Origin of the sequence: Aquamicrobium sp. NLF2-7 (assembly GCF_022359935.1) — a bacterium.
Lineage (GTDB): Bacteria > Pseudomonadota > Alphaproteobacteria > Rhizobiales > Rhizobiaceae > Mesorhizobium > Mesorhizobium lusatiense.
Genome location: NZ_JAKSED010000001.1, coordinates 2,633,307 through 2,656,368, shown reverse-complemented (window position 1 = coordinate 2,656,368; position 23,062 = coordinate 2,633,307). Strand labels below are relative to the sequence as shown.

Below are 23,062 nucleotides of genomic sequence, written 5' to 3'. Positions count from 1 at the left end.
GTGCGGCGCTGCCGACCCCTGCCCAGGGCAGCCGGCCGTATGCACATCCCTCCCGTTCCATTGCCGGCAAATACCAAGCAATGGCCGTGCCAGTTGGGCTGCACCAATGATTTCAAATGCTTATCGACTGAGAGGAAACGTCTATGGACAAATTGTCCTTTTGGGCCGGACAATTTGTCCAGCCTGTCGGCCGCCCCAGGTGCGCAAGGAGAGCCTGAACCTTCCGGGCTGGGTCAAAACCCGAAAGCAAAGAAGGCTCCGGTTGAACCAGAGCCTTCGGAATACATCATGAAGAGCCGGGAATAGAAAGAGGTCAGCGGGCGCGCCGGCGTTCGGAAGCCGGCTGGAAAGCCAGCCTTGCATGATAGGCGCAGTAAGGCCCGGATTCTCCGGCCTCATTTCCGCAGAAATGAAAGTCTTCCGAAAGCGGATCACCGTTCGGCCACTTGCAGGTGCGCTCGGTGAGCTGCGTCAGGTCGAGGCGGCGCGAGATCGGCACCACGACATTGTCGGAAGAGCGCAACTGCTGGCGCGCCACCGGCTCGGCATCGAACTGAACCTGCAATGCGGTCGCACCGATGGTCGGGGCAGCGCTGCGCGCCGGAGCGGCGGCACGAACCGGCTTGGACGCGGCAGGCGCCGAAGATGCCTTCTTCTGGCGGGCAGGAGCAGCCGTCGTGCGGCCGCGGCCCGACAGCTTCAGGCGATGCACCTTGCCGATCACCGCATTGCGGCTGACGCCGCCAAGCTGCGCCGCGATCTGACTGGCGCTCAGCCCTTCGGCCCACAATTTTTTCAACAGTTCTACGCGCTCGTCAGTCCAGTTCATAAGACTGCACTCCTTTGCATCGCGCGGATCCCGGACTCCCTCTCCGTTCCGGCAAAAGCCGGTCGGGCACCACATCTATGTGGATGATTGGAATAGCCGCACGAAATCTGGTTATTTCCGGCCCATGATTACAATATGCATGGACTCGGTGACAAGAGTCCCGGCCAGAACCCGAATCAGTTTTTAGGGTTTTCCCCAACTTGACCTGTTTTCAAGCCGAAATGACGCCGCGAAACCGGCGGACTGAAAGGGCTTCGCGAAACGACCTTTCCATTGACAGTCTCCCCTTAAATCATGATAAGCGCTGGGAGCCGCCGCATGGCGGCTTTTTAGTTTCCGGTCCGGGGGAGAAATAATGAGCGGCTCGGCGCTTTACGATACATTCGCCCGTATACCCCTGGTGTTCGAGCGCGGCGAAGGCTCGTGGCTGGTGACCGACAAGGGCGAGCGCTATCTCGATCTCGCCGCCGGCATTGCCGTCAACTCGCTGGGCCACAGCCACCCGCATCTGGTTGCAGCGCTCACCGAACAGGCCGGCAAGCTCTGGCACCTTTCCAATCTCTATGAGATCCCCGAGCAGACACGGCTGGCCGAGCGGCTGACCGAGGCCAGCTTCGCCGACAAGGTCTTCTTCGCCAACTCCGGTGCTGAAGCACTGGAATGCGCCATCAAGACGGCGCGCCGCTATCATTACGCCAACGGCCATCCCGAGCGCTACCGCACCATCACCTTCGAGGGCGCCTTCCACGGGCGCACGCTCGCCACCATCGCGGCGGGCGGACAGCAGAAATATCTGGAAGGCTTCGGTCCCAAGGCGGACGGCTTCGATCAGGTGCCGTTCGATGACATGGAAGCGCTGGAAAAGGCGATCACACCCGAAACCGCCGCCATTCTGGTCGAACCCGTTCAGGGCGAAGGCGGAATCCGCCCGCTGTCGACGCAGTCGCTGAAGCGCATGCGCGAGCTGTGCGACAGGCACGGCCTCCTGCTGATCTTCGATGAGGTCCAGTGCGGCATAGGCCGGACCGGCAAGCTCTTCGCCTATGAATGGAGCGGGGTCGCTCCCGATGTGCTGGCGATCGCCAAGGGTATCGGTGGCGGCTTCCCGCTGGCCGCATGTCTGGCGACTGAAGAAGCGGCCAAAGGAATGACAGCCGGCGTACACGGCACCACCTTCGGCGGCAATCCGCTGGCCATGGCCGTTGGCAATGCGGTGCTCGACGTGGTGCTGGCGGACGGCTTCCTCGAAGAGGTCCAGCACAAGGCGCTTCTCTTCAAACAGGGCCTTGCGGCCATATGCGACGAGTTTCCGGGCGTAATCGAGGGCATCCGCGGCAGCGGCCTGATGCTTGGCCTGAAGTGCGCTGTTCCCGCCGGCGAGGTCAACACGGCCCTGCGCCAGCACAAGCTGCTTGCGGTTCCGGCCGGCGACAACGTCATCCGCCTGCTGCCGCCGCTGACGCTGACGGAAGAGGAAATCCAGGAAGGGCTTTCCCGCATCCGCGCCAGCGTCGCCAGTCTGGCAAATGCCCCCGCAGAAGCAAAGTGATTGGAAGCCACATATGAGCCTGCGCCACTTCACCGACCTCTCCACTATCTCTGCGCCGGATCTGCGCACCATGCTGGACGATGCGGCGAAGCGAAAAGCGCGTCTCAAGGCCGGTGAACGCTCCCGCCCGCTGGAGGGCAGGGTTCTGGCCATGATCTTCGACAAGCCCTCGACGCGCACCCGCGTGTCGTTCGATGTCGGCATGCGCCAGCTCGGCGGCGAGACGATCATGCTGACCGGCACCGAGATGCAGCTTGGCCGCTCCGAGACGATCGCCGACACCGCCAAGGTGCTGTCGCGCTATGTAGATGCGATCATGATCCGCACCACCGCGCATCAGCGGCTAATAGAGCTGACCGAAAACGCCAGCGTGCCGGTCATCAATGCCCTGACCGACGACACCCACCCCTGCCAGATCATGGCCGACCTGCTCACCTTCGAAGAGCATCGCGGGCCGGTTGCCGGGCGCACCTTCGCCTGGACCGGCGACGGCAACAACGTGCTGCATTCGCTGATGGAGGCGGCTGCCCGCTTCTCCTTCAACGTCAACGTCGCCGTGCCGCAGGGCAGCGAGCCGATGCAGGAATATGTCGACTGGTCCCGCGCCAACGGCGCCAGCGTCACCTTCTTCCCTACCGCCGAGGAGGCCGTGGACGGCGTCGACTGCGTGGTGACCGACTCCTGGGTATCGATGAACCAGGAACACCGCGCCCGTGGCCAGAACGTGTTCCTGCCCTATCAGGTCAATGCGCAGCTCATGTCCAGAGCAAGGCCCGACGCGCTGTTCATGCACTGCCTGCCCGCCCATCGTGGCGAGGAAGTGACCGACGAGGTGATCGACGGACCGAACTCGGTGGTGTTCGACGAGGCCGAGAACCGGCTCCACGCCCAGAAGGCGATTCTGGCCTGGTGCCTCGGTGCCGAGCGCGCGGCTTGAATAAGCGGGGGACGGTGCCTATCTCCGGCGCACCATCCCACAACAAGACGATGCCGGGCCGGCCTTTCCGCGTGAAGGCATGGCCTGTGGCCGGAGACAAGCCATGCTGGAATCCATTCGAGTGACCGGACAAGATCCAAAGCCCCGCGACGTGAAGCTTGGCGAATTCGGCCATGCAGGCGACGACCATGTCGTGCCCTTCGAGGTCTCGGCCCTCGACGTGCGCGGCCGCACCGTTCAGCTTGGCGCCATGCTGGACGCCATCCTTTCGCGCCATGCCTATCCCGAGCCGGTCGCCCGGCTGCTGGCGCAGGCCTGCGTGCTGACGGTTCTGCTCGGCACCTCCCTGAAGTTTCAGGGCAAGTTCATTCTGCAGACCCGCACGGACGGGCCCGTGGACATGCTGGTTGCCGATTTCAGCACGCCGGACGCGCTGCGCGCCTACGCGAAATTCGATGCGGAGCGGGTGGCCGTGCTGGAAGCCGAAGGCAGGATCGACGAAGTCAGCCTGCTCGGCTCCGGCGTGCTGGCGCTGACCATCGACCAGGGCGAGCACATGCAGCGCTATCAGGGCATCGTGGCGCTGGACGGCATCACGCTGGAAGAAGCGGCGCGCGTCTATTTCCGCCAGTCGGAGCAGATCCCGACCGATCTCAGGCTGGCGGTTGCAAGGCAGGTGTTCGCAGGTGGCGAGGAGCGCTGGCGGGCGGGCGGCATGTTCGCCCAGTTCCTGCCGCAGGCGCCCGAGCGGATGCGCATGCCTGACCTGAACGGCGGCGACGGCGATGACAGCGAAGGTGGCGACCATCCGCAGGACGACGCCTGGCAGGAGCTTCTGGCGCTGCTTGCCACGGTGGAGCCCACCGAACTCGTCGACCCGACCGTCGGGGCGGAACGCCTGCTCTACCGGCTGTTCCACGAGCATGGCGTGCGCGTGTTCGAGAGCGCGGCGGTCGCCGACCGCTGCTCCTGCTCGCAGGAGCGGATCGAGGGCATGCTGCGCGGCTTCACCGCTGAGGAAATACAGGACAGCGTCGAAGACGGGCGCATCCGTGTCGAGTGCCAGTTCTGCTCGAAGGCCTATGACTTCGAACCGGCCGACTTCCTGCCTAACGGCACCTGATCATCGGTGCCGGACCATCGGATCAGGGGGCGGAAGCAAGGCTTCCGCCCTTTTTTCCATCCGTCAGTTGACCGTGCGGCGCTCGTCCGGGAGATCGAGCGAAAAGGGTGGAATGACGACGTCGAAGGTTTCGCCCCGCGCCGTGCGCATCGTGTAGGTACCCGCCATGAACCCCGACGGCGTGGTGAGCGGACATCCGGATGTGTATTCGTAGCTGTCGCCGGGATTGAGTTCCGGCTGATCGCCAACCACGCCGGCGCCGCGAACCTCTTCGATACGCCCCGCACCGTCGGTTATGAGCCAGTGGCGTGACATGAGCTGCACGAACTCGGGCGAGTGGTTCCGGATCGTCACCCGATAGCCCCACACATAACGGCCGCCGGAGGGGTCCGACCGTTCCTCCAGATAGAACGGCCTGACCCGTACCTCGATGTCGCGCGTGGTGGCGCTGTACATGATCCGCATCTCCCGGAAGCTTTCGCGCGCCTCCCCGGGCGCGCGAATTCCATACGGAGAATTGGCCTGCGAAACCGTCAGGTCAAGCCTTGCCAAGCCTTACCAGCGCACTATGAGCCAGCGCGCGACAGGGCCTGCCCGATGTCCTCCAGCAGATCGTCCGTATCTTCCAGCCCGATCGACAGGCGCAGCGTTCCCGGCCCGATCCCGCCTTCGGCGCGGGCTTCGTCGCTGAGGTTCTTGTGCGTGGTGGTGGCCGGATGCGTGATGAGGCTCTTGGCATCGCCCAGATTGTTCGAGATCAGCACGATATCCAGCGCATTCTGGAAGGCGAAGGCCGCCTCCTTGCCGCCCTTGACGTCGAGGCAGATCAGGGTCGAGCCACCCGACATCTGCCGCGCGATGATATCGGCCTGCGGGTGGTCGGGGCGGCCGGGATAGACGACACGTTCGATCTGTGGCGACTGCGCCAGAAAATCGGCGATGCGGGCGGCGGAGCGCATCTGCTGGTCGACGCGCACCGACAGCGTCTCCAGCCCCTTCAGCAGCGTCCACGCGTTGAAGGGCGACATCGAGGGCCCGGTATGGCGGAAATAATCGTGCAGGTTTTCGTCGATCCATTCCTTGTCGGACAGGATGATGCCGCCCAGACACCGGCCCTGCCCGTCAATGTGCTTGGTGGCGGAATAGACGACGACATGGGCGCCGAGGTCCAGCGGGCGCTGCAGCAGGGGCGTGGCGAAGACGTTGTCGACGACAAGCCGCGCGCCGATGGAATTGGCCAGCGCAGCGACAGCGGTGATGTCGATGACTTCCAGCGTGGGATTGGTCGGGCTTTCGAGGAAGAACAGCTTCGTGTTGGGGCGCACCGCCTGTTCCCAGTTGGCGATGTCCTTGCCGTCGACCAGCGTGGCCTCGATGCCGTAGCGCGGCGCCAGCGTATCGATCACCCAGCGGCAGGAGCCGAACAGGGCGCGCGCCGCAACGATGTGGTCGCCCGCCTTCAGGCTGCACAGGATCGCGGTGGCGACGGCGGCCATTCCCGAGGCGGTCGCACGGGCATCCTCCGCCCCTTCGAGCTGGCACATGCGCTTTTCGAACATGTCGACTGTGGGGTTGGCATAGCGCGAATAGATGAAGCCGGGCACTTCGCCCTTGAAACGGGCCTCGGCGGATTCGGCCGTGTCATAGACATAGCCCTGCGTGAGGAAGATCGCCTCCGACATCTCGCCGAACTGCGACCTGAGGGTCGAGCCATGCACCAGGGTGGTACGGGGTCTCCAGTTACGTGTCTTGTCTGATGATGTCATGGCTCTCTTCCGAACAACAAAAAACCGGTCGCGAAAGTCGCAACCGGTACAGACGGCCTATGAGCCCGACGGTCCTTTAGCGACTTGTTTAACGTGGCTGCAAGCCGACCGGCCAAATCACCACGGGATAAGCCTTCCTTTAAACCTCCCCCGGTCTTGCGTCAATTGGCCGTATGTTTAAGACATTTTCGATCATTGGCCCCATTCCACGGCCGGGAGCGTATTGTGCGTCAGACAGGCATTCTTCCCGATCAGGACATCGCAGCTTTGTTCGAAAGCGGCGCGCTGAGCACGCCGCGCGCACTCGATTCCGACCAGATCCAGCCTGCCAGCCTCGACCTGCGGCTTGGCGAAAAGGCGCTGCGCGTGCGCGCTTCCTTTCTGCCCGGCCCCGGCCACAGCGTCGCCGACAAGCTCGACCGCCTGCAACTGCACGAGATCGACCTGACGGCGGGCGCGGTTCTGGAAACGGGTTGCGTCTACATCGTTCCGCTTCTGGAAAGGCTGGCCCTGCCCGCCGACATCTCGGCCTCGGCAAACCCGAAGAGCTCGACCGGCCGGCTCGACATCTTCACCCGCGTGATGACCGATCATGGCGCCGAATTCGACAAGATCGCCGCCGGCTATCAGGGTCCGCTCTATCTGGAAGTGAGCCCGCGCACCTTCCCCATCGTCGCCCGCACCGGCTCGCGCCTGTCGCAGATCCGTTTCCGGACCGGCAATGCGCTTCTTTCCGAAGACCAGCTGCACGCGCTGCATCGTGACGAGACGCTCGTCGCATCGGATCAGCCCAACATTTCCGGCGGCGGCATCGCGCTGTCCATCGACCTCAAGGGCGACGCCAGCGGGCTGATCGGCTACCGGGCCAAGCATCACACCGGGCTCATCGACGTCGACCGCCGCGCCGCCCATGACGTGCTCGATTTCTGGGAGCCGCTCTACAATCGCGGTGCGGCCGACCTCGTGCTCGATCCGGACGAATTCTACATTCTGGTCAGCCGGGAAGCGGTGCATGTGCCGCCTCTCCACGCGGCCGAAATGACGCCCTTCGATCCGCTGGTGGGCGAGTTCCGCGTGCACTACGCTGGCTTCTTCGATCCCGGCTTCGGCCATTCGGCCGCCGGCGGCACCGGCAGCCGCGCCGTGCTTGAAGTGCGCAGCCATGAAGTGCCTTTCATCCTCGACCATGGCCAGACCGTCGGCCGGCTGGTCTACGAGCATATGCTGCGTCGTCCCCAGGCGCTGTATGGAACAGATCTCGGCTCCAATTATCAGGCGCAGGGCCTGAAACTTTCCAAGCATTTCCGCAGCAAAGCCTGACGTTTCGTCAGGAGAAGAACTGCTTTGGTCTTAAAGCTTTCGGCTTGTAACAAGCCGATTGCTGTGCTTGGCTGCATTCAGGCCAAAGGGGGCCTGAGATTTTTTGGGAAGAGGTACACAATGCGTATTTCCGGATGGCTCACAGGCGTTGCAACGGCAGCCGTGATCGCCCTTGTTGCCGGGCAGGCAGCGGCACAGGAGGGCGGCAAGATCAAGATCGGCACCGAAGGCGCCTACCCGCCCTTCAACACCCTGACTGCCGACGGCAAGCTCGAAGGCTTCGACGTCGATATCGCTAGGGCGCTCTGCGAGCAGATGAAGGCCGAGTGCGAATTCGTCGTACAGGACTGGGATGGCATCATTCCCGCCCTTCAGGCCGGCAAGTTCGACGCCATCGTCGCCTCCATGTCGATTACCGATGAGCGCAAGGAACAGGTCGACTTCACCAATAAATACTATGTGACGCCGCTGGCCGTCGCAGCACCCAAGGACAGCGATCTCACCGGCACCACGCCGGAAGCGCTTTCCGGCAAGGCCGTGGGCGCACAGGCCGCCACCACGCAGGCGATCTATGCGCAGGATCACTATGCCAAGGCCGGCGCCGACGTGAAGCTCTACCCGACGCAGGAAGAAGCCGTGCAGGATCTGCTCAACGGCCGTCTCGATGCCGTCGTCTCCGACAAGTTCGTCATGACCGACTGGCTGAAAAACTCGGATGACGGCGCCTGCTGCAAGCTGATCGGCGACGTGGAAGGAACTGAGCTGGAAACCGGCATTGCCGTCCGCAAGGGCGACAATGAGCTGCGCGAAAAGCTCAACGCCGCCATCGACGCCATCGTGGCGGACGGCACCTACAAGAAGGTTCAGGCCAAGTATTTCGACTTCGACATCTATTGATAGCCGGAACGGTCTGACTGCTCCGAACAAAGGCCGCAGTACATTACTGCGGCCTTTTTGCCACGTATGACCGGATATTTTTCCGGCTCATGGAAATGCCCTTCCGTCACGAGAGCAGCGCCTCTATACGAAACATGACTCATTGAGTCATGTTTCGGTGGCTGTTCGCCTTCCACCCGGGAGAGACAGCTAAAGGGGGTCTCCAGGCAAGCGCCAAGCGCCTGCAGGATATGCGCCGGATGCACGTTGACCGGAACTGATCCGGTTCGGCGTCGACTACCGTGGCGAGATGATGGACGATCCGATTTCGATCACGCAGACGATTGGCAACGGCATCGATTTCGGCATTCCCGGCAACCCGGCGGATCGTGATCCGAAATCATCGGCGCATATGTTCGGCCTCTACGCCGAAGACAACATCATGATCACCGATGCCTTCATTCTCACGCCGGGGCTGCGTCTCGATTATCATGACAAGTTCGGCCTGAACTGGAGCCCCAGCCTCAACGCGTCGTACAATTTCACGCCGGAAATCACCCTGAAGGCCGGCATCGCCCGGGCTTTCAAGGCTCCCAACCTGTTCCAGCTCAATCCGAACTACGTTTATACGAGCCGTGGCAACGGCTGCCGTGCACCTTACTATCGCATGCAGTGCTACATCATCGGCAATCCCGATCTGGACGCGGAAGTCAGCGTCAACAAGGAGATCGGCATCAACTATACCGATGACGCCGGCTGGAATGCGGGCATCACCTATTTCCACAATGACTACAAGAACAAGATCATCACCGGCTACGAACCTGTCTGGTTCCAGTATCCGGATCGCCCCACAGAAGGCAGCCGCCTCTACCGGTGGGAGAATGGCGGACCGGCCACGATCGCCGGCTTGGAGGCGAACCTTGCCGTTCCTGTTTTTGACAAGCTGACATGGACCACCAACGCCACGAAGATGATCGAGTCCAAGGATTCGAACGGCCAACCGCTGTCGCTGGTGCCCGAATACACCATCAACACGGCGCTGAACTATCAGGCAACGGAGGAACTGGGATTCACGGTCTCCGCCACCCACTATGGCAAGATCAAGCCGCTGACCTGGAATTCCACCAGCGGCCAACCGCGCGAAGGAGAGGATCTGAACGCGCGCAAGGCATATACGATCGTCAATGCCAGCCTCGATTTCCGTCTTAACGACAATCTGAAAGTGGCTGCGGGCGTCAACAATGTGTTCGATGAACGTTTGTTCCGCACCGGTGACGGCGCCAACACGTTTAACGAACCCGGCCGTGCTTACTTCCTGTCGCTTTCGGGCAGCTTCTGAGAAGCAATCCTGCCCCTGATGGAAAAGGCACTCGCGCAGCGCGCGGGTGCCGTTTTCTGTTCTGTACCATCCATGCACGGAGAAAAACCAACGAAGCGGAACCCGCCATGGTCAGGTTGCGTTCATCTTGGATATGCATTCTAAGTCATGGCTTGGCAGACAAGGAGATGGAAAATATGAACATCATGAAATTCGCGGCCATGGGCGCCGTGGCGCTGACGATCGGCCTTGCCGGTTGCTCGCAGACGCCGCAGCAGCAGCGCGCAACCACGGGCGCGGCACTCGGCGGCGCGGGTGGCGCGCTTGTCGGCCAGGCCATCGGCCGCGACACCAAGAGCACGCTGATCGGCGCCGGCGCCGGTGCGCTTCTGGGCGCTGTTGTAGCAACCTCGGGCGGCCCGCAGCCGGGCGATCGCCAGATGTGCCGTTATCAGGCGCCTGACGGACGCGTCTATGTCGCCGAATGCGACGACCGCTATTATCGCGGGCAATACTGAGATCAGAAAAACCGGGAGCCTGGAGCGGGTAGCGGGAATCGAACCCGCGCGTTCAGCTTGGGAAGCTGACAGGCTACCATTACATCATACCCGCGCAGCGCTTCGTTAGCATGCGCGGGGCTCGCCCCGCAATCACAAAGCGTTTGCCCTGCCTGCCTTCATTGAGGGTAAACCCCCAGCACGGTTTTGCTTGCAGCCTTGCCGTCCGTTGCCTATTTCAGAAACGAACGGATCGGAAGGAGAATGTCGTGTCCGCCCTTGCCCGATTTCTCGGCGATTCGCCGATGCGCGTTCTTCTCAAGCTGCTGGTCGTCTCCTTCCTCGTCGGTCTGGTGATGAGCGCCTTCGGCTGGTCGCCCTATGACATCGTCATGGGCATCCGCAACTTCTTCCTGGACATCTGGAACCTGGGCTTCCGCGCCATCGATCGCGTGTTCGGCTATGTATTGCTGGGAGCGGCGATCGTGATCCCGGCCTTCCTGCTCATCCGGATCGCCAACTACCGCAAATAGCAACGCCATGGGCGGAGTTCAGCCGGCTGTGAACACGAAGCCACCCCCGCCGGCGCAGGCCTTCCCGACCCGAACGTTCCCGGCCGAGACCTTCCCAGCTGAGACCTTCATCGTGTCCAACCGCACGGTGCTCGCCATCGCCGTGCCGATGACGCTGGCCTATATGACGACGCCGCTGCTCGGTCTCACCGACACGGCGATCATCGGCCAGTATGGCAATGCGGCGCTGCTTGGCGGTCTGGCCGCCGGTGCGCTGGTCATCGATGTGGTTTTCACCACGATGAATTTTTTGCGTTCCGGCACGACCGGCCTCGTGGCGCAGGCCTTCGGCGCCGCGGACCGGGGCGAAGAACAGGCCGTGTTCTGGCGCGCCTTCTTCATCGCGGTGATGATCGGGCTCGCCATCACAATTCTGGCGCCGCTGATCGCGGCCGGCGGCATCCGGTTTCTCGATGCCGAGCCGGAAGTCAGCTCCGCGCTCGAAACCTATGTGCGCATCCGCCTTGTGGGCGCGCCCTTCGCCCTCATCAACTATGCCGTGCTGGGCTATCTTCTCGGACGCGGCGAGGGCAGGACCGCGCTTGGCCTGCAAATCCTGCTCAACGGCACCCATGTTATCTTCTCACTGGTGCTGGGGCTGTATCTCGGCTGGAACGTTGCCGGCATCGCCTGGGGCACGGTCGGCGGCGAGCTGACCGCCGTGCTGGCCGGGATGGCGATCGTGCTTGCGCGGTTCCGCAGGCAGGACCGCATCAGCCTTTCTCGCATCGCCGACATTGCCGCCATCACCCGCATGCTGTCGCTCAACCGCGACATCATGATCCGCTCCTTTGCGCTTCTGGCGACATTTGCGCTGTTTGCCCGCCAAGGCGCCCAGTTCGGCACGGTGACGCTGGCCGCCAATGCCGTGCTGATGAATTTCTTCCTCACCACCTCCTTCTTTCTGGACGGCTTCGCCACCGCCGCCGAGCAACTCACCGGCCGTGCCGTGGGCGCCCGCGACCGCAACGCGTTCCGCCTTGCGGTGAAGCTGTGCGCCATATGGGGCTTCGTGCTCTCCGGCGTTGCCACCGCAGCCCTTTACATCTGGGGAAACGATCTGGTCGCCCTGCTCACCACGGCCGAGGATGTGCGCGAAGTCGCCAGTGCCTTCCTGCCATGGGCGGCGTTCACGGCCATGAGCGCCGTGCTCGCCTTCGAGCTGGATGGCGTCTTCATCGGCGCCACATGGTCGGCCGACATGCGCAACACCATGCTCTTGTCCCTCGCGACATTCGCTGCCGCCATGTTTGTGCTGACCCCGTTTTTTGGCAATCACGGTCTGTGGATTGCCTTGCATCTGTTCCTCCTGATGCGGGGGCTGGGGCTGCTTGCCATGCTGCCCCGGCGCGAGCGCGCCACATTCGCCTCAGGCGGCTGACGGACTGACGGTCAGGGCAACTCCGGAGCGAGCCGTCGCTTCACAGGGGCTTCGCGGCCCATTGGTCAAGCGCGCTGTCACGCAGGTCGCGCACCGAGCCAACGCCCTCGCGCTCAAGCGCGGCGCTCATGCCGGATACGACGCGTGCCGGCAGCGAAGGGCCGGCAAAGATCATGCCCGTATAGAGCTGGACGAGATCGGCGCCGGCGCGGATTTTTTCCAGCGCCGCCTCAGCCGAATCCACGCCGCCGACGCCGACGATGGCGATTTCCGGCCCGAGCAGCCGGCGCATCCTGGCCAGCACGGTGGTCGAGCGCCCGAACAGCACCTTGCCTGACAGGCCGCCGGTTTCCGTGGCAACCGCGCCGCTTTTCAGGGGCGGGCGCGAAATGGTGGTGTTGGAGATGATCACCCCGTCGATGCCGCTCGCCAGAACCTCGGCGGCGATGTCCTCCAGTTCCGCCTCGACCAGATCAGGCGCGATCTTGAGGAACACCGGCGGTCGTGCGGCCGCCGCCTCGCGCGCGGCCATCACCCGCGAAAGCAGCTCGGAAAGCTGCTCGCGCGCCTGCATATTGCGCAGGCCCGGCGTGTTGGGCGAGGAAATGTTGGCGGTGAGATAGGATGCCAGCGGCGCGAAGCGCTTCACGCCGAGTTCGTAATCGGCGATGCGGTCGGCGCTATCCTTGTTGGCGCCGATGTTGACGCCGACGATACCGGCGCGCGCCTTGCGGGCTTCCAGCCGGCGCAGTGCCGCGTCATGGCCTTCGTTGTTGAAGCCCAGGCGGTTGATCACGGCATCGTCCGCCGTCAGGCGAAAGATGCGCGGGCGCGGATTGCCCGGCTGCGCCAGCGGAGTGATAGTGCCGACCTCGGCAAAGCCGAAGCCGAGGCCAAGCAGCGCATCCGGCACTTCGGCGTTCTTGTCGTAACCAGCGGCCATGCCGAGGGGATTGGGAAAGTCGAGCCCGCACAGCTTGACCCGCAGGCGCTCGTCATGCCGTGGCTTGCACCCGACCGGCAGGCCACAGCGCAGGGCTGCGATGGAAACGCCATGCGCGGTTTCCGGATCGAGGGAGAACAGCAGCTTCCTGCCGATCGCATCCGTCAGGCTCATGCCGTCTCCAGTTCGGGAAAGAGGTGTTGCCCGTCCGGAGCCAGCGGCAGCGGACGGACCCACAATGCCGCATCGACGGGAAGGGCTGCGTAAAGATGCGGGAAAAGAGCGCCGCCGCGCGAGGGTTCCCAGCGCAGGGCATCCCCGAGCACAGCACCCTCCACGGCCACCAGCAGCAGGTCGTCCTGCCCGGCGAAATGCTTCGAGGCCGTCTCGCGCACCTGCGCAGCCGTGGAAAAATGGATATAGCCGTCGGCAATATCCACCGGCGCGCCGGTGAAGGTTCCGGCACGCTCAGCCTCGCGCCACAGGCTCTGCGGAACGATCTTATAGATGAAGCTCGACATGAGCGGGCTATAGCGCCAAGCTTGCGCGGTGGAAAGTGCGCCTGTGCGTCCATCACCGTTTCGGGCATAGTGAACCTTATGCCGGGACCGGCGTTGTAGACCTGAAGAATTGCACTGTTCCGGCCGGAAGGAGTTTCCTCATGCGTGGCCGCACCCTGATTTCCCTGCCCCTCTTCGGCCTGCTTTGCGCGCCCGCCTTGGCGGAGGGCGATGCCGAGCGCTACCGGCTGGAAAAGACCGGTGATGGCTATGTGCGCATGGATACGGTCACCGGCGCCATGTCGACCTGCCGCGAACAGTCCGGTCAGCTTGTCTGCCGCATGGCCGCGGACGAACGCAGCGTGGTTCAGGATGAAATGGACCGGTTGCAAGGTCAGGTGAAGGCGCTTGAGGAGCGTGTCGCCAAACTCGAGAACTCGCTCACCTCACGCCTCGAATCCAGCCTGCCGTCGGAAGAGGAATTCAACAAGACCATGGGCTATATGGAGCGCTTCTTCCGGTCGTTCATGGGCATCGTCAGGGATATGGAAAAGGAGGATCCGCCGCCTGCAGGACCGGGTCCCGATCGTACCTGAGCGGTGCTCGATCCGGCAAAATTGATCCGCCCGGCGGCAAGTTCTGAAAGAATATACAGTTTGCACTTGAACAGCGCGGCCATGGGCGCATAGTTTGTCGACTGTTCCCGGCAATTTCCTACAGTAGCGGGAGCGGGGAGGACGCCATTGCCGTCAGGCTACACTTTCGTCATCGCTGACGATCATCCATTGTTTCGCGGCGCCCTGAGAGAGGCGATCGCCGGAATAGGCGACGCGCCCTGCATTGTGGAGGCCGGCGACTTCGAGAGTGCCAAGACGGCGCTGCTTGGCGAGGGCGACATCGACCTGTTGCTGCTCGACCTCGCAATGCCGGGCGCCAGCGGCCTTTCCGGGCTGATCTCGCTGCACGGCATCCAGCCTTCCCTGCCCATCGTGGTGGTTTCCGCCCATGACGACCCCGTCACCATCCGGCGCGCGCTGGAGCTTGGCGCGTCCGGCTTCATCTCCAAGTCGGCGAGCATGGACGACATCCGCAGTGCGGTGCGCACCGTGCTGGACGGCGGCATCGCCGCGCCCGCGGAAATGGATCTCGGCGAGGAGCGCGACCCGGAAATCTCCAACCTGATCCGCCGGCTCCAGACCCTGACGCCACAGCAGACGCGCGTTCTCAGCATGCTGGGCGAGGGCCTGCTCAACAAGCAGATCGCCTATGAGCTGGGCGTCTCGGAAGCCACGGTGAAGGCGCATGTCTCGGCCATTCTCCAGAAGCTCAGCGTCGACAGCCGCACGCAGGCCGTCATCCAGCTTGCCAAGATCGGCACCGATTCCATCGCCGCTGCCTGAAGCGCGCCGTGCAGAAAGCGTCCCGCTTCACTCCACCGCCAGCGGCCGCACCCGCGACAGCATGGTGCGCAGGGCCGCCGGCTTGACCGGCTTGTTGATGACGGTGACGCCGCGCCTTTCGGCCTCGCCGCGCACCTCGGTCGAGCGGTCCGCCGTCACCAGAACCGCTGGCGTTTCGGGACCATAGACTTCGCGCAGCCGATCGATGGCGTCGAGCCCGTTCTCGCCGTCGAGATGATAGTCGGCCAGGATGATGTCCGGCGGCGAAAGACGCCCGCGCGCGCTCATAAAGGCACGCAGGCCCGAAAACGCCCGGACCTCGCAACCCCACCCTTCCAGCAGGAGGCGCATTCCTTCGAGAATGCGGGGATCGTTATCGATGCAGAGGATCGACAGGCCAGCCAGCGTCGAGAAAGTTCTTTGCGTCGGGGTCTGGCCCCGGACCGGCTGGGCGGTCTCACCCGTCACGACCGGCAGAATCACGGAAAAGCGCGTGCCTTTGCCGGGCAGCGAAAAGATGCGGATTTCAAGGTGCAGAACACGCGCGATGCGGTCGACGATGGAGAGGCCGAGCCCCAGCCCTTCCGCTTCCCTTACCCCCTCGTCGAGGCGCATGAACTCGCGGAACACGGTGTTGAGCTTGTCGCCACCGATGCCGATGCCGGTGTCGATCACCTGCAGCTCGATCAGGCCGCCACGCCGGCGCGCGCCGACGAGCACAGTGCCGCGGCGTGTGTACTTGACCGCGTTGGACACGAGATTCTGGACCAGACGCCGGAACAGGTTGCGGTCGGTCCGCACATGCATCCTTGAAGGCACGATGCGCAGGCGCAGGCCCTTGGCCGAGGCCATGGGCTGGAAATCGGTGGCGATCTGCTGGAGCAGCCCGTCGAGGCTGAAGACGGTCTCGTCGGGTTTCATGGCCCCGGCATCGAGGCGCGATATGTCGAGCACGGCGCCGAGGATCGTCTCCACCGATTCCAGCGAGGATTCGATGTTGACGGCGGCATCGCCCAATGGCCCTTCCGGTGCCTTCTCGATCAGCGACGAGCAGTAGAGGCGCGCGGCATTGAGCGGCTGGAGAATGTCGTGGCCGACGGCGGCGAGGAACCGCGTCTTGCCGAGATTGGCCTCCTCGGCGATCTTCTGCGCCTGCGCCAGTTCCTCGTTGACCTGCGTGAGTTCCGCCGTGCGCCGCGCCACCCGTTGCTCCAGCGTCTCGTTCACCCGCTTCAGTGCGAGATCGGCCTGCATGCGCCGGGTGATGTCGGCATAGGTGGCAACGATGCCGCCATCGGGCATGGGATTCGAGCGCAGCTCGAGGATACGTCCGCTGGTTCTCAGCTCCAGTTGCCACGGCTCGCCAAAACGGGTCAGACGGTCAAGCGCGGCCATTTCCTCGCCACCCGAAATGTCACCGCGATCGCCCAGAAGACCAAGAATCTGGGTCAGCGAAATGCCCACCTGCCCCATCTCGTCCGGCAGATCGAACAACAGGCGGTATTGCCGGTTCCAGCAGGTCAGCCGCAAATCCTTGTCGAAGACGGTGATGCCCTGCTCCATCTGGTCCAGTGCGATCTGGAGCAGGTCACGGTTCTGCTGGAGAGCGTCCGAGGCATCGTCGAGCAGGCGGAAGGCGCGCTTGGCGGAGCGGTCATGGCGCTGCACCAGCAGGGACAGGATGAGGCGCGCCGAAGAGGAACCGACGGCGCTCGCCAGAAGCTGCTCGCCGAACCTCAGCGCCTCGTCCGTGGCGGGCGAATGTCCGGGAAAGCTGCGCCCCTCGCGCTGCTCGAACGACTGGAACGACCGTTCGGTGCGCTCCACCCCCAGATAGCGCGCTATGGTGTCCTTCACCTCGTTGATGGTGACGCTGGTGCGCATGCGCCTGAGGCCCGGCATCGGCCCCGTCTCGCGCGGCACGAAGATCGCCGCCTGAATGCGCTCGCGCGGATAGGAGGCGCGCGACAGCGAGCCCAGTATGTAGAAAGCGAGATTGATGGAGAGGCTCCACAACACGCCATGGGTCAGCGGCTCGCCGCTGGTGCCGAACAGCGACTGCGGGCGCAGCGCCGCGATGCCGAGCGGCCCTTCGACGAGAAAGGCGGTGTCGGCCGGGAACAGGGAGGGGATGAAGAGCGTGTAGGCCCAGGTCAGAATGCCGGCGATCATGCCCAGCACCGCGCCCCGCGCATTGGCGCCGCGCCAAATCAGGCCGCCGACGAAGGCCGGCGCGAACTGGGCGACGGCGGCGAAGGAGATCAGGCCGAAGGCGACGAGGCGCACATTGTCGGCCATCTCCAGATAATAAAGGAACGAGATGAACAGGATGCTGAAGATCGCCGCGCGGCGGATGACGATGATGACCTTCGACCAGTCCTCCCGCTCGCCGGAAGCCGAACGCAGCAGACGCCGCAGCACCAGCGGGATCACCAGATCATTGGAGATCATGATCGAAAGCGCGACGCTTTCCACGATCACCATGGCGGTCGCGGCCGACAGCCCGCCAATGAAGGCGATCATGGCCATGGTGTTCTGGCCATGGAAGAGCGGCACCGCCAGCACATAAAGATCGGCGCTGGCGCCCTCGCCGACCACGGCCAGCCCACCGAAGGCGATGACCACCACGAACAGGTTGATGAGCACCAGATAGAGCGGGAACAGCCAGCCGGAGGTCTTCAGCTCCTGATCGGAACGGTTCTCCACGATGGTCATGTAGAATTGTCGCGGCAGCATGATGATTGCGGCTGCAGCCAGCAGCGTCATCACGATCCATGTCGCCGGCGTGGTCTCGTAGGCCATGGCGGCCTGCGCCATGTCGTTTGCATGCATGAATTCAAAGAGATTGCCGTGGCGCTCCAGAAGGAACAGCGTGATGGCGACGCCCACGGCAAGGAACGCGGCCAGCTTGATGACCGATTCCACCGCCATGGCCAGCACCAGACCGTCCTGATGCTCGGTCGCGTCCGCATGGCGGGTGCCGAACAGCACGGCGAACACCGCCAGCAGGAAGGCCACGACGAAGGCGACGTCACGATAGACGAAGGCGTCAGAGATCACGTCCGGCGAATAGAAGGCCACCATCAGCCCGATGGAGCCCGCGATGGAGCGTAGCTGCAGTGCGATATAGGGAATGACGCCGACCGTGGCGATGATGGTGGCGATGGAGGCGACCGCAAAGCTCTTGCCATAGCGGGCGGCAAGGAAATCGGCGATCGAGGTGATCTTCTCCGCCTTGCTGAGCGTGATGATGCGCTTCAGGAACGGATACCCGAAGATGAAGATGAGGATCGGCCCGGCATAGATGGTGAGGAACTCCAGCCCCCGTTCAGAGGCCAGCCCGACCGAGCCGAAAAACGTCCACGACGTGCAGTAGACCGCAAGGCTGAGCGAATAGATATAGGGCCGGGACGCTATCGGCCCGCGCCTTGCCGCATGACGATCGCCGAAGGCTGCGACGGCAAACAGCATCGTCACATAAAGAATCGCAGCTATGACGATCAACCAGCCCAGCACGGCTCGCTTTCCATGGCTTCCGGCTCTGAAGGCAATCACAGCAAACCAAACCTGTCCACTGCAACCTTAGGCCTGTATCAGAGCAGGCAGTGCCTGCGATTTCCCGGTTTTTCAACTCATGGTTTCTGCTATTGTCCCTCGGGCTTCCGGCAAGCGAAGCTGCAACACAGGCGGCCTGTGCCGCAAATATTGGAGAGGCAAATGCTGAAGGAATTTCAGGAGTTTATTTCCAGAGGCAATGTGATGGATCTGGCCGTCGGCGTGATCATCGGCGGTGCCTTCGGCAAGATCGTCGATTCGCTGGTCAACGACATCATCATGCCGATCGTCGGTGCGATCTTCGGCGGTCTCGACTTCAACAACTACTTCCTGGCGTTGTCGTCGAATATTACAGCCACCTCTCTCGAGGCAGCCAAGCAGCAGGGCGCGGTGTTCGCCTACGGTTCGTTCATTACCGTGCTGCTCAACTTCGTGATCCTCGCGTGGATCATTTTCCTGATGGTCAAGGCCGTCAACAATGTACGCCGTCGCCTTGAAGCTCAGCCGGCAGCGGCCGAAGAAGCCCCGCCGCCCGCCGATGTGGCGCTGCTGACGGAAATCCGCGACCTTCTGGCCCGCAAGTAAGCCGGATACGCATCGAAACTAAAAGCCCCGCCTCGTTCAGAGGACGGGGCTTTTTCTTTCACCCGGCAGCCGCAAGCGCGGCCTTGAGGGCATCGGCTCCCTCCGCCACCGCCTCGCGCGATGGCGAAAAGCCTGCGGCCAGCATCTTGCGGCCGAGCATATGGTCGGCCGGGCGGTTGACGGATTCTACCGCCACAAGCCGGTCTCCCGCGAAATGATAGACGGAGAACCTGTTGTCCTGCGGCGTGCCCACGGTCAGATGGCTTTCGGCGCCGGCGGTCAGACCCACCATCTGCAGCTTCATGTCACCGATATCCGACCAGAACCATGGGACGGCTCCATAGGCATCGGTGCCGCCGGTGATGGTGCGTGCTGCCAGACGCGCCTGATCGGTGGCATTCTGCACCGATTCCAGGCGCACGTCGCCGCCGGTGAACCAGTGCCGGTATGAGGCCACATCGCCCACCGAAAGAACTTCCGGCACGGATGTGCGCATCTGATGATCGACGCGGATGCCGTTCGAGATGGCGATGCCGGCCTGCTCGGCCAGTTCCACATTAGGCACGACACCGACGCCGACGATGACGAGCTGGGCGGGGAGGCGCTCGCCCGCCGCCGTGACGGCGGCCGATACATGGCCTCTTTCGCCCTCCAGCCGGCTGACGGTGGTGCCGGTGAGGATGCGTACGCCGAGATCGGCCAGACGCTGGCGGACATGTTCCCCTATGGGCGCTGCCACGACGCGGCCAAGCAGCCTGTCGGCCGCCTCGACGACGGTGACGTTGCGGCCGGCGGCGCGCAGGGTGGCCGCGATCTCCAGACCGATGAACCCGCCGCCCAGCACCACCACGTCGGTGCAGGATGCGCTCAGCTCGCGGATGAGGCGCGCATCGGCCACCTCGCGCAGGGAAACGACGCCCGCCAGACCGGCGCCCTCGACGGGCAGGCGGCGCGGCCGCGAACCCGTCGCGAGGATCAGCCTGTCGAAGGCGAGCGAGGCACCCCCCGCAAGCTCGAGGCGGCGACCGGCGAGATCGATGCGCTCGACGTGCAGGCCCGGACGATAATCGATCGAATTGCCTTCATAAAAGCTTTCGCCGCGCAGCGGCTGCGGCTTTGCTGCCGCATCCTTGATGAAGGTCTTGGACAGGGGCGGCTTGTGGTAGGGAAGCTCCTGTTCCTCGCCGATCAGCACAACCGGCCCGTCATAGCCCTCCTCGCGCAGGCTGGCCGCGGCCTGAACGCCGGCATGGCCGGCCCCAACAATGATTGTACCGCTCGTCATGGCACCTGCTTTCCCTGTTTCGGCCTCTCAGGCAGAGGCCCCTGCCAGTTGGAGATTGTTTTTTCATATCTCAAGAGGGCCTGTCGGGCGTCGCACCAGTGCCGGCGGCCTGTCAACCGGAAAGCGCCTGTTAAAGCATCGGGATAAACATGACTCCAATAGTTTAGAATAATTCTAAACTATTGTTTTAATTGCCCTTTTCCCAGATTCAAGTTGACTTTCAGCGAATGTGAGGCTTTATGAACGAGCGTCCTGACGCATTCCTTTAATGTAAGGGCCTTTAACCCTTTCGATTGGAGGCTTCGATGTTGTTTCGTTTCGGCAAGGTCCGCTGTGGATTTCTCCTGCCCCGTCCATGGCAAGACGCCGGGTCGATCGTGACATCATCTCCTTCTTTCGGAAAAGTCCGTTCTGCCGGTACCGGTCGCCTCCCCGGCGCTGTCTGACGGACGTCTAATTCTTGTAGGAGATGAGAGCGATGATCAGAAGCTGGGCCTCGACCCGCTCAATGGGCAGAATGGCGGCGATTGGCGCCACCGCGGCGCTGACTGCAGCTATTTTCATTCTGCCGGCGAAGGCCGACACTGATCCCAGGGCCGTGGTGAAAACCTATGCCGACATCGCGCTTGCCAAATACGAGGACTCGCTGACCACCGCCAGGGCGCTGGACGTCGCCATCGACGCCCTCATCGCCACCCCTTCCGCCGAGACGCTGGATGCGGCAAAGGCGGCATGGAAGGCGGCCCGCATTCCCTACCAGCAGACCGAAGTCTACCGTTTCGGCAATGCCATCGTCGACGACTGGGAAGGCCGCGTGAACGCCTGGCCGCTGGATGAAGGCCTGATCGACTATGTCGATGCCAGCTATGGCACCGAATCCGACGAGAACGGCCTCTACACGGCCAATGTCATCGCCAACACCAAAATCGAGATCGACGGGCAGGAGGTCGACGCCTCCAGCCTGACGCCGGAATTCCTGTCCGAAACCCTGCAGGAAGCCGGCGACATCGAGGCCAACGTGGCCACCGGCTATCATGCCATCGAATTCCTGCTGTGGGGTCAGGACCTCAACGGCACGGGTCCCGGCGCCGGCAAGCGTCCCTACACCGACTACGACAAGGCCAACTGCACCGGCGGCAATTGCGAGCGTCGCGCCGAATATCTGAAGTCGGCGTCCACCCTGCTGGTCGCCGACCTGCAGGAGATGGTCGACAACTGGAAGGACGACGGCGAAGCCCGCAAGGCGCTGAACGACGGCGACGAAAAGACCGGCCTGTCCACCATCCTGACCGGCATGGGTTCGCTTTCCTATGGCGAACTGGCCGGCGAGCGCATGAAGCTCGGGCTTCTGCTGCATGATCCGGAGGAAGAGCACGATTGCTTCTCCGACAACACCCATATCTCCCATCTCTACGACGCGGTCGGCATTCGCGAGGCTTATCTCGGCAGCTACAAGCGCATTGACGGCTCGTCTGTCGCCGGTCCCTCGCTGTCCGATCTGGTCAAGGAAACCGATCCGGCGCTCGACACGGAGCTGTCCGGCAAGCTGGACGCCACGGTCGCTAAAATGGAAGCCATTGCCGCCCGCGCCGAAGCGGGAGAGGCCTATGACCAGCAGATCGGCGAAGGCAATGCGGAAGGCAATGCCACCGTGCAGGCTGCCATCGACGCGCTGGTCGACCAGACCAAGTCGATCGAACGCGTCGTTGCTGCCCTGAAGCTCGACGCCATCGCCTTCGAAGGCTCCGACAGCCTCGATTCGCCGGACAAAGTCTTCGAATAAGGGCCGGCAACCTCCTTCATTCCAGCGACAGCGGTGCCGGTGAAAGGCACCGCCCAGCCAGGCCAGGAACGACATGCTGATCTGTCACTGCAACATCATCACCGAAAAGGAGATCGAGAAAGCAATCATCGATCTGCTGGACAGCGATCCGTGGCAGCTGATCGTGCCGGCGAAAGTCTATCACTATATGAAGAAGCGCGGTCGCTGTTGCGGCTGCTTCCCAAATGTGGTCGAAACGATCATTCGGGTAACCGAGGACTACCACGTCCGCTCGGAGGCGGGCGGCGTGGATATCGTTTCACACTTGGCTCGCGTGAGAGAATTGCGCGTCCAATACGGGAGCAGGACCCATGAAAGGCGACCCACAAATCATCGAGCGGCTTAACGAAGCCCTTTTTCTGGAACTTGGCGCAGTCAACCAGTACTGGCTGCATTACCGCCTTCTGGAAGACTGGGGATATCTGAAGCTCGCAAAGAAGGAACGGGAGGAATCCATCGAGGAAATGCAGCACGCCGACAAGCTGGTGGCGCGCATCATCTTCCTGGAAGGTCATCCGAACCTTCAATCCGTGGCGCCTTTGCGCATCGGACAGAACGTCAAGGAAGTGCTGGAATCGGATCTGGCCGGAGAATACGACGCGCGCACCTCCTACAAGCGCTCGCGCGAGATTTGCAATGAACTGGGCGACTACGTCACCATGAAGCTTTTCGAGGAACTGCTGATCGACGAGGAAGGGCATATCGACTTCCTCGAAACGCAGCTCGACCTTCTGGCTTCGCTGGGTGAGGAAAAGTACGGCCTGCTTAACGCCGCCCCGGCCAACGAGGCGGCATAGGACATGC

Annotated in this window: 22 protein-coding genes, 1 tRNA gene and 1 riboswitch; of the genes, 15 read left to right on the top strand and 8 right to left on the bottom strand. The window is 63.0% G+C overall.

Features of this window, described 5'->3' with window-relative positions:
- Window positions 1-313 precede the first annotated feature (313 nt).
- Window positions 314-829 carry a GcrA family cell cycle regulator gene (locus MIC97_RS13060; RefSeq protein ID WP_239800380.1) on the bottom strand — a complete coding sequence of 172 codons (516 nt, stop codon included), beginning with the start codon at window positions 827-829 and terminating at the stop codon, window positions 314-316.
- 355 nt (window positions 830-1,184) lie between these two features.
- On the opposite strand from MIC97_RS13060, the gene MIC97_RS13055 reads away from it, so the two are divergent.
- The 3 genes from MIC97_RS13055 (at window position 1,185) to MIC97_RS13045 (ending at window position 4,438) form a co-directional block, all read left to right on the top strand.
- Window positions 1,185-2,378 (top strand): aspartate aminotransferase family protein, encoded by a 1,194-nt coding sequence (locus MIC97_RS13055; RefSeq protein WP_239800379.1) that lies wholly within the window; start codon window positions 1,185-1,187, stop codon window positions 2,376-2,378.
- Window positions 2,379-2,391: 13 nt separating this feature from the next.
- Window positions 2,392-3,315: an ornithine carbamoyltransferase gene (gene argF, locus MIC97_RS13050; protein WP_239800378.1), complete on the top strand. Its 924-nt coding sequence runs from the start codon at window positions 2,392-2,394 to the stop codon at window positions 3,313-3,315.
- Between the two features lie 103 nt (window positions 3,316-3,418).
- A complete protein-coding gene (locus MIC97_RS13045) occupies window positions 3,419-4,438 on the top strand; it encodes an Hsp33 family molecular chaperone (protein WP_239800377.1) in 1,020 nt (339 codons plus the stop codon).
- Between the two features lie 63 nt (window positions 4,439-4,501).
- Here the strand turns inward: MIC97_RS13045 and apaG are convergent, their stop codons facing one another.
- Window positions 4,502-4,894: a Co2+/Mg2+ efflux protein ApaG gene (apaG, locus tag MIC97_RS13040; RefSeq protein ID WP_239800376.1), complete on the bottom strand. Its 393-nt coding sequence runs from the start codon at window positions 4,892-4,894 to the stop codon at window positions 4,502-4,504.
- Window positions 4,895-5,004: 110 nt separating this feature from the next.
- Window positions 5,005-6,204, bottom strand: coding sequence for an O-succinylhomoserine sulfhydrylase (locus tag MIC97_RS13035; RefSeq protein WP_239800375.1), 1,200 nt, complete (start codon window positions 6,202-6,204; stop codon window positions 5,005-5,007).
- A 56-nt stretch (window positions 6,205-6,260) separates the two neighbouring features.
- Window positions 6,261-6,338: riboswitch (SAM riboswitch) on the bottom strand.
- A gap of 91 nt (window positions 6,339-6,429) precedes the next feature.
- Here MIC97_RS13035 and MIC97_RS13030 point away from each other — a divergent pair.
- The 4 genes from MIC97_RS13030 (at window position 6,430) to MIC97_RS13015 (ending at window position 10,236) form a co-directional block, all read left to right on the top strand.
- The gene (locus MIC97_RS13030) at window positions 6,430-7,524 is read left to right on the top strand and encodes a 2'-deoxycytidine 5'-triphosphate deaminase (protein WP_239800374.1); all 1,095 of its coding nucleotides are present in this window, start codon (window positions 6,430-6,432) and stop codon (window positions 7,522-7,524) included.
- Window positions 7,525-7,644: 120 nt separating this feature from the next.
- Window positions 7,645-8,421: an ABC transporter substrate-binding protein gene (locus tag MIC97_RS13025; protein ID WP_183826797.1), complete on the top strand. Its 777-nt coding sequence runs from the start codon at window positions 7,645-7,647 to the stop codon at window positions 8,419-8,421.
- A 256-nt stretch (window positions 8,422-8,677) separates the two neighbouring features.
- Entirely contained in the window at window positions 8,678-9,739 is a 1,062-nt protein-coding gene (locus MIC97_RS13020) for a TonB-dependent receptor (protein ID WP_275592455.1), read from the top strand.
- Between the two features lie 176 nt (window positions 9,740-9,915).
- Window positions 9,916-10,236: a YMGG-like glycine zipper-containing protein gene (locus MIC97_RS13015; RefSeq protein ID WP_183826791.1), complete on the top strand. Its 321-nt coding sequence runs from the start codon at window positions 9,916-9,918 to the stop codon at window positions 10,234-10,236.
- Window positions 10,237-10,256: 20 nt separating this feature from the next.
- On the opposite strand, the gene MIC97_RS13010 is transcribed toward MIC97_RS13015, so the two are convergent.
- Window positions 10,257-10,330: transfer RNA gene (locus MIC97_RS13010), tRNA-Gly, on the bottom strand.
- A gap of 190 nt (window positions 10,331-10,520) precedes the next feature.
- Here MIC97_RS13010 and MIC97_RS13005 point away from each other — a divergent pair.
- Entirely contained in the window at window positions 10,521-10,748 is a 228-nt protein-coding gene (locus MIC97_RS13005) for a DUF6460 domain-containing protein (protein WP_239801129.1), read from the top strand.
- Window positions 10,749-10,896: 148 nt separating this feature from the next.
- A complete protein-coding gene (locus MIC97_RS13000; protein WP_239801128.1) occupies window positions 10,897-12,168 on the top strand; it encodes an MATE family efflux transporter in 1,272 nt (423 codons plus the stop codon).
- 40 nt (window positions 12,169-12,208) lie between these two features.
- Here MIC97_RS13000 and MIC97_RS12995 read toward each other — a convergent pair whose 3' ends face one another.
- Together MIC97_RS12995 and MIC97_RS12990 are read right to left on the bottom strand one after the other, a co-directional pair.
- On the bottom strand, window positions 12,209-13,285 hold the full coding sequence (locus MIC97_RS12995) for a quinone-dependent dihydroorotate dehydrogenase (RefSeq protein ID WP_239800372.1): 1,077 nt from the start codon (window positions 13,283-13,285) through the stop codon (window positions 12,209-12,211).
- Window positions 13,282-13,632: a DUF952 domain-containing protein gene (locus MIC97_RS12990; RefSeq protein WP_239800371.1), complete on the bottom strand. Its 351-nt coding sequence runs from the start codon at window positions 13,630-13,632 to the stop codon at window positions 13,282-13,284. Before MIC97_RS12990 ends, MIC97_RS12995 begins: the two co-directional genes overlap by 4 nt.
- A 140-nt stretch (window positions 13,633-13,772) precedes the next feature.
- Between MIC97_RS12990 and MIC97_RS12985 the strand changes: the two genes are divergently transcribed.
- Window positions 13,773-14,207: a hypothetical protein gene (locus MIC97_RS12985; protein WP_239800370.1), complete on the top strand. Its 435-nt coding sequence runs from the start codon at window positions 13,773-13,775 to the stop codon at window positions 14,205-14,207.
- A gap of 147 nt (window positions 14,208-14,354) precedes the next feature.
- The gene (locus tag MIC97_RS12980; protein WP_183826778.1) at window positions 14,355-15,011 is read left to right on the top strand and encodes a response regulator transcription factor; all 657 of its coding nucleotides are present in this window, start codon (window positions 14,355-14,357) and stop codon (window positions 15,009-15,011) included.
- A 27-nt stretch (window positions 15,012-15,038) separates the two neighbouring features.
- Here the strand turns inward: MIC97_RS12980 and MIC97_RS12975 are convergent, their stop codons facing one another.
- Window positions 15,039-18,527, bottom strand: coding sequence for a PAS domain-containing hybrid sensor histidine kinase/response regulator (locus MIC97_RS12975; RefSeq protein ID WP_239800369.1), 3,489 nt, complete (start codon window positions 18,525-18,527; stop codon window positions 15,039-15,041).
- A 201-nt stretch (window positions 18,528-18,728) separates the two neighbouring features.
- Here MIC97_RS12975 and mscL point away from each other — a divergent pair, with 201 nt between their 5' ends.
- Complete coding sequence (gene mscL / locus MIC97_RS12970; RefSeq protein ID WP_239800368.1) at window positions 18,729-19,151, top strand: large conductance mechanosensitive channel protein MscL; 423 nt, start codon at window positions 18,729-18,731, stop codon at window positions 19,149-19,151.
- Between the two features lie 58 nt (window positions 19,152-19,209).
- On the opposite strand, the gene MIC97_RS12965 is transcribed toward mscL, so the two are convergent.
- Window positions 19,210-20,436, bottom strand: coding sequence for an FAD-dependent oxidoreductase (locus MIC97_RS12965; protein WP_239800367.1), 1,227 nt, complete (start codon window positions 20,434-20,436; stop codon window positions 19,210-19,212).
- A 508-nt stretch (window positions 20,437-20,944) separates the two neighbouring features.
- Between MIC97_RS12965 and MIC97_RS12960 the strand changes: the two genes are divergently transcribed.
- The 3 genes from MIC97_RS12960 to bfr all read left to right on the top strand — a co-directional run bounded on the left by MIC97_RS12960 (window position 20,945) and on the right by bfr (window position 23,055).
- On the top strand, window positions 20,945-22,219 hold the full coding sequence (locus MIC97_RS12960) for an imelysin family protein (protein WP_239801127.1): 1,275 nt from the start codon (window positions 20,945-20,947) through the stop codon (window positions 22,217-22,219).
- Window positions 22,220-22,292: 73 nt separating this feature from the next.
- Window positions 22,293-22,604: a (2Fe-2S)-binding protein gene (locus tag MIC97_RS12955; RefSeq protein WP_183826766.1), complete on the top strand. Its 312-nt coding sequence runs from the start codon at window positions 22,293-22,295 to the stop codon at window positions 22,602-22,604.
- Entirely contained in the window at window positions 22,570-23,055 is a 486-nt protein-coding gene (bfr, locus tag MIC97_RS12950; protein ID WP_183826763.1) for a bacterioferritin, read from the top strand. The genes MIC97_RS12955 and bfr overlap by 35 nt, the downstream gene beginning before the upstream one ends.
- The last annotated feature ends 7 nt before the right edge of the window (window positions 23,056-23,062 follow it).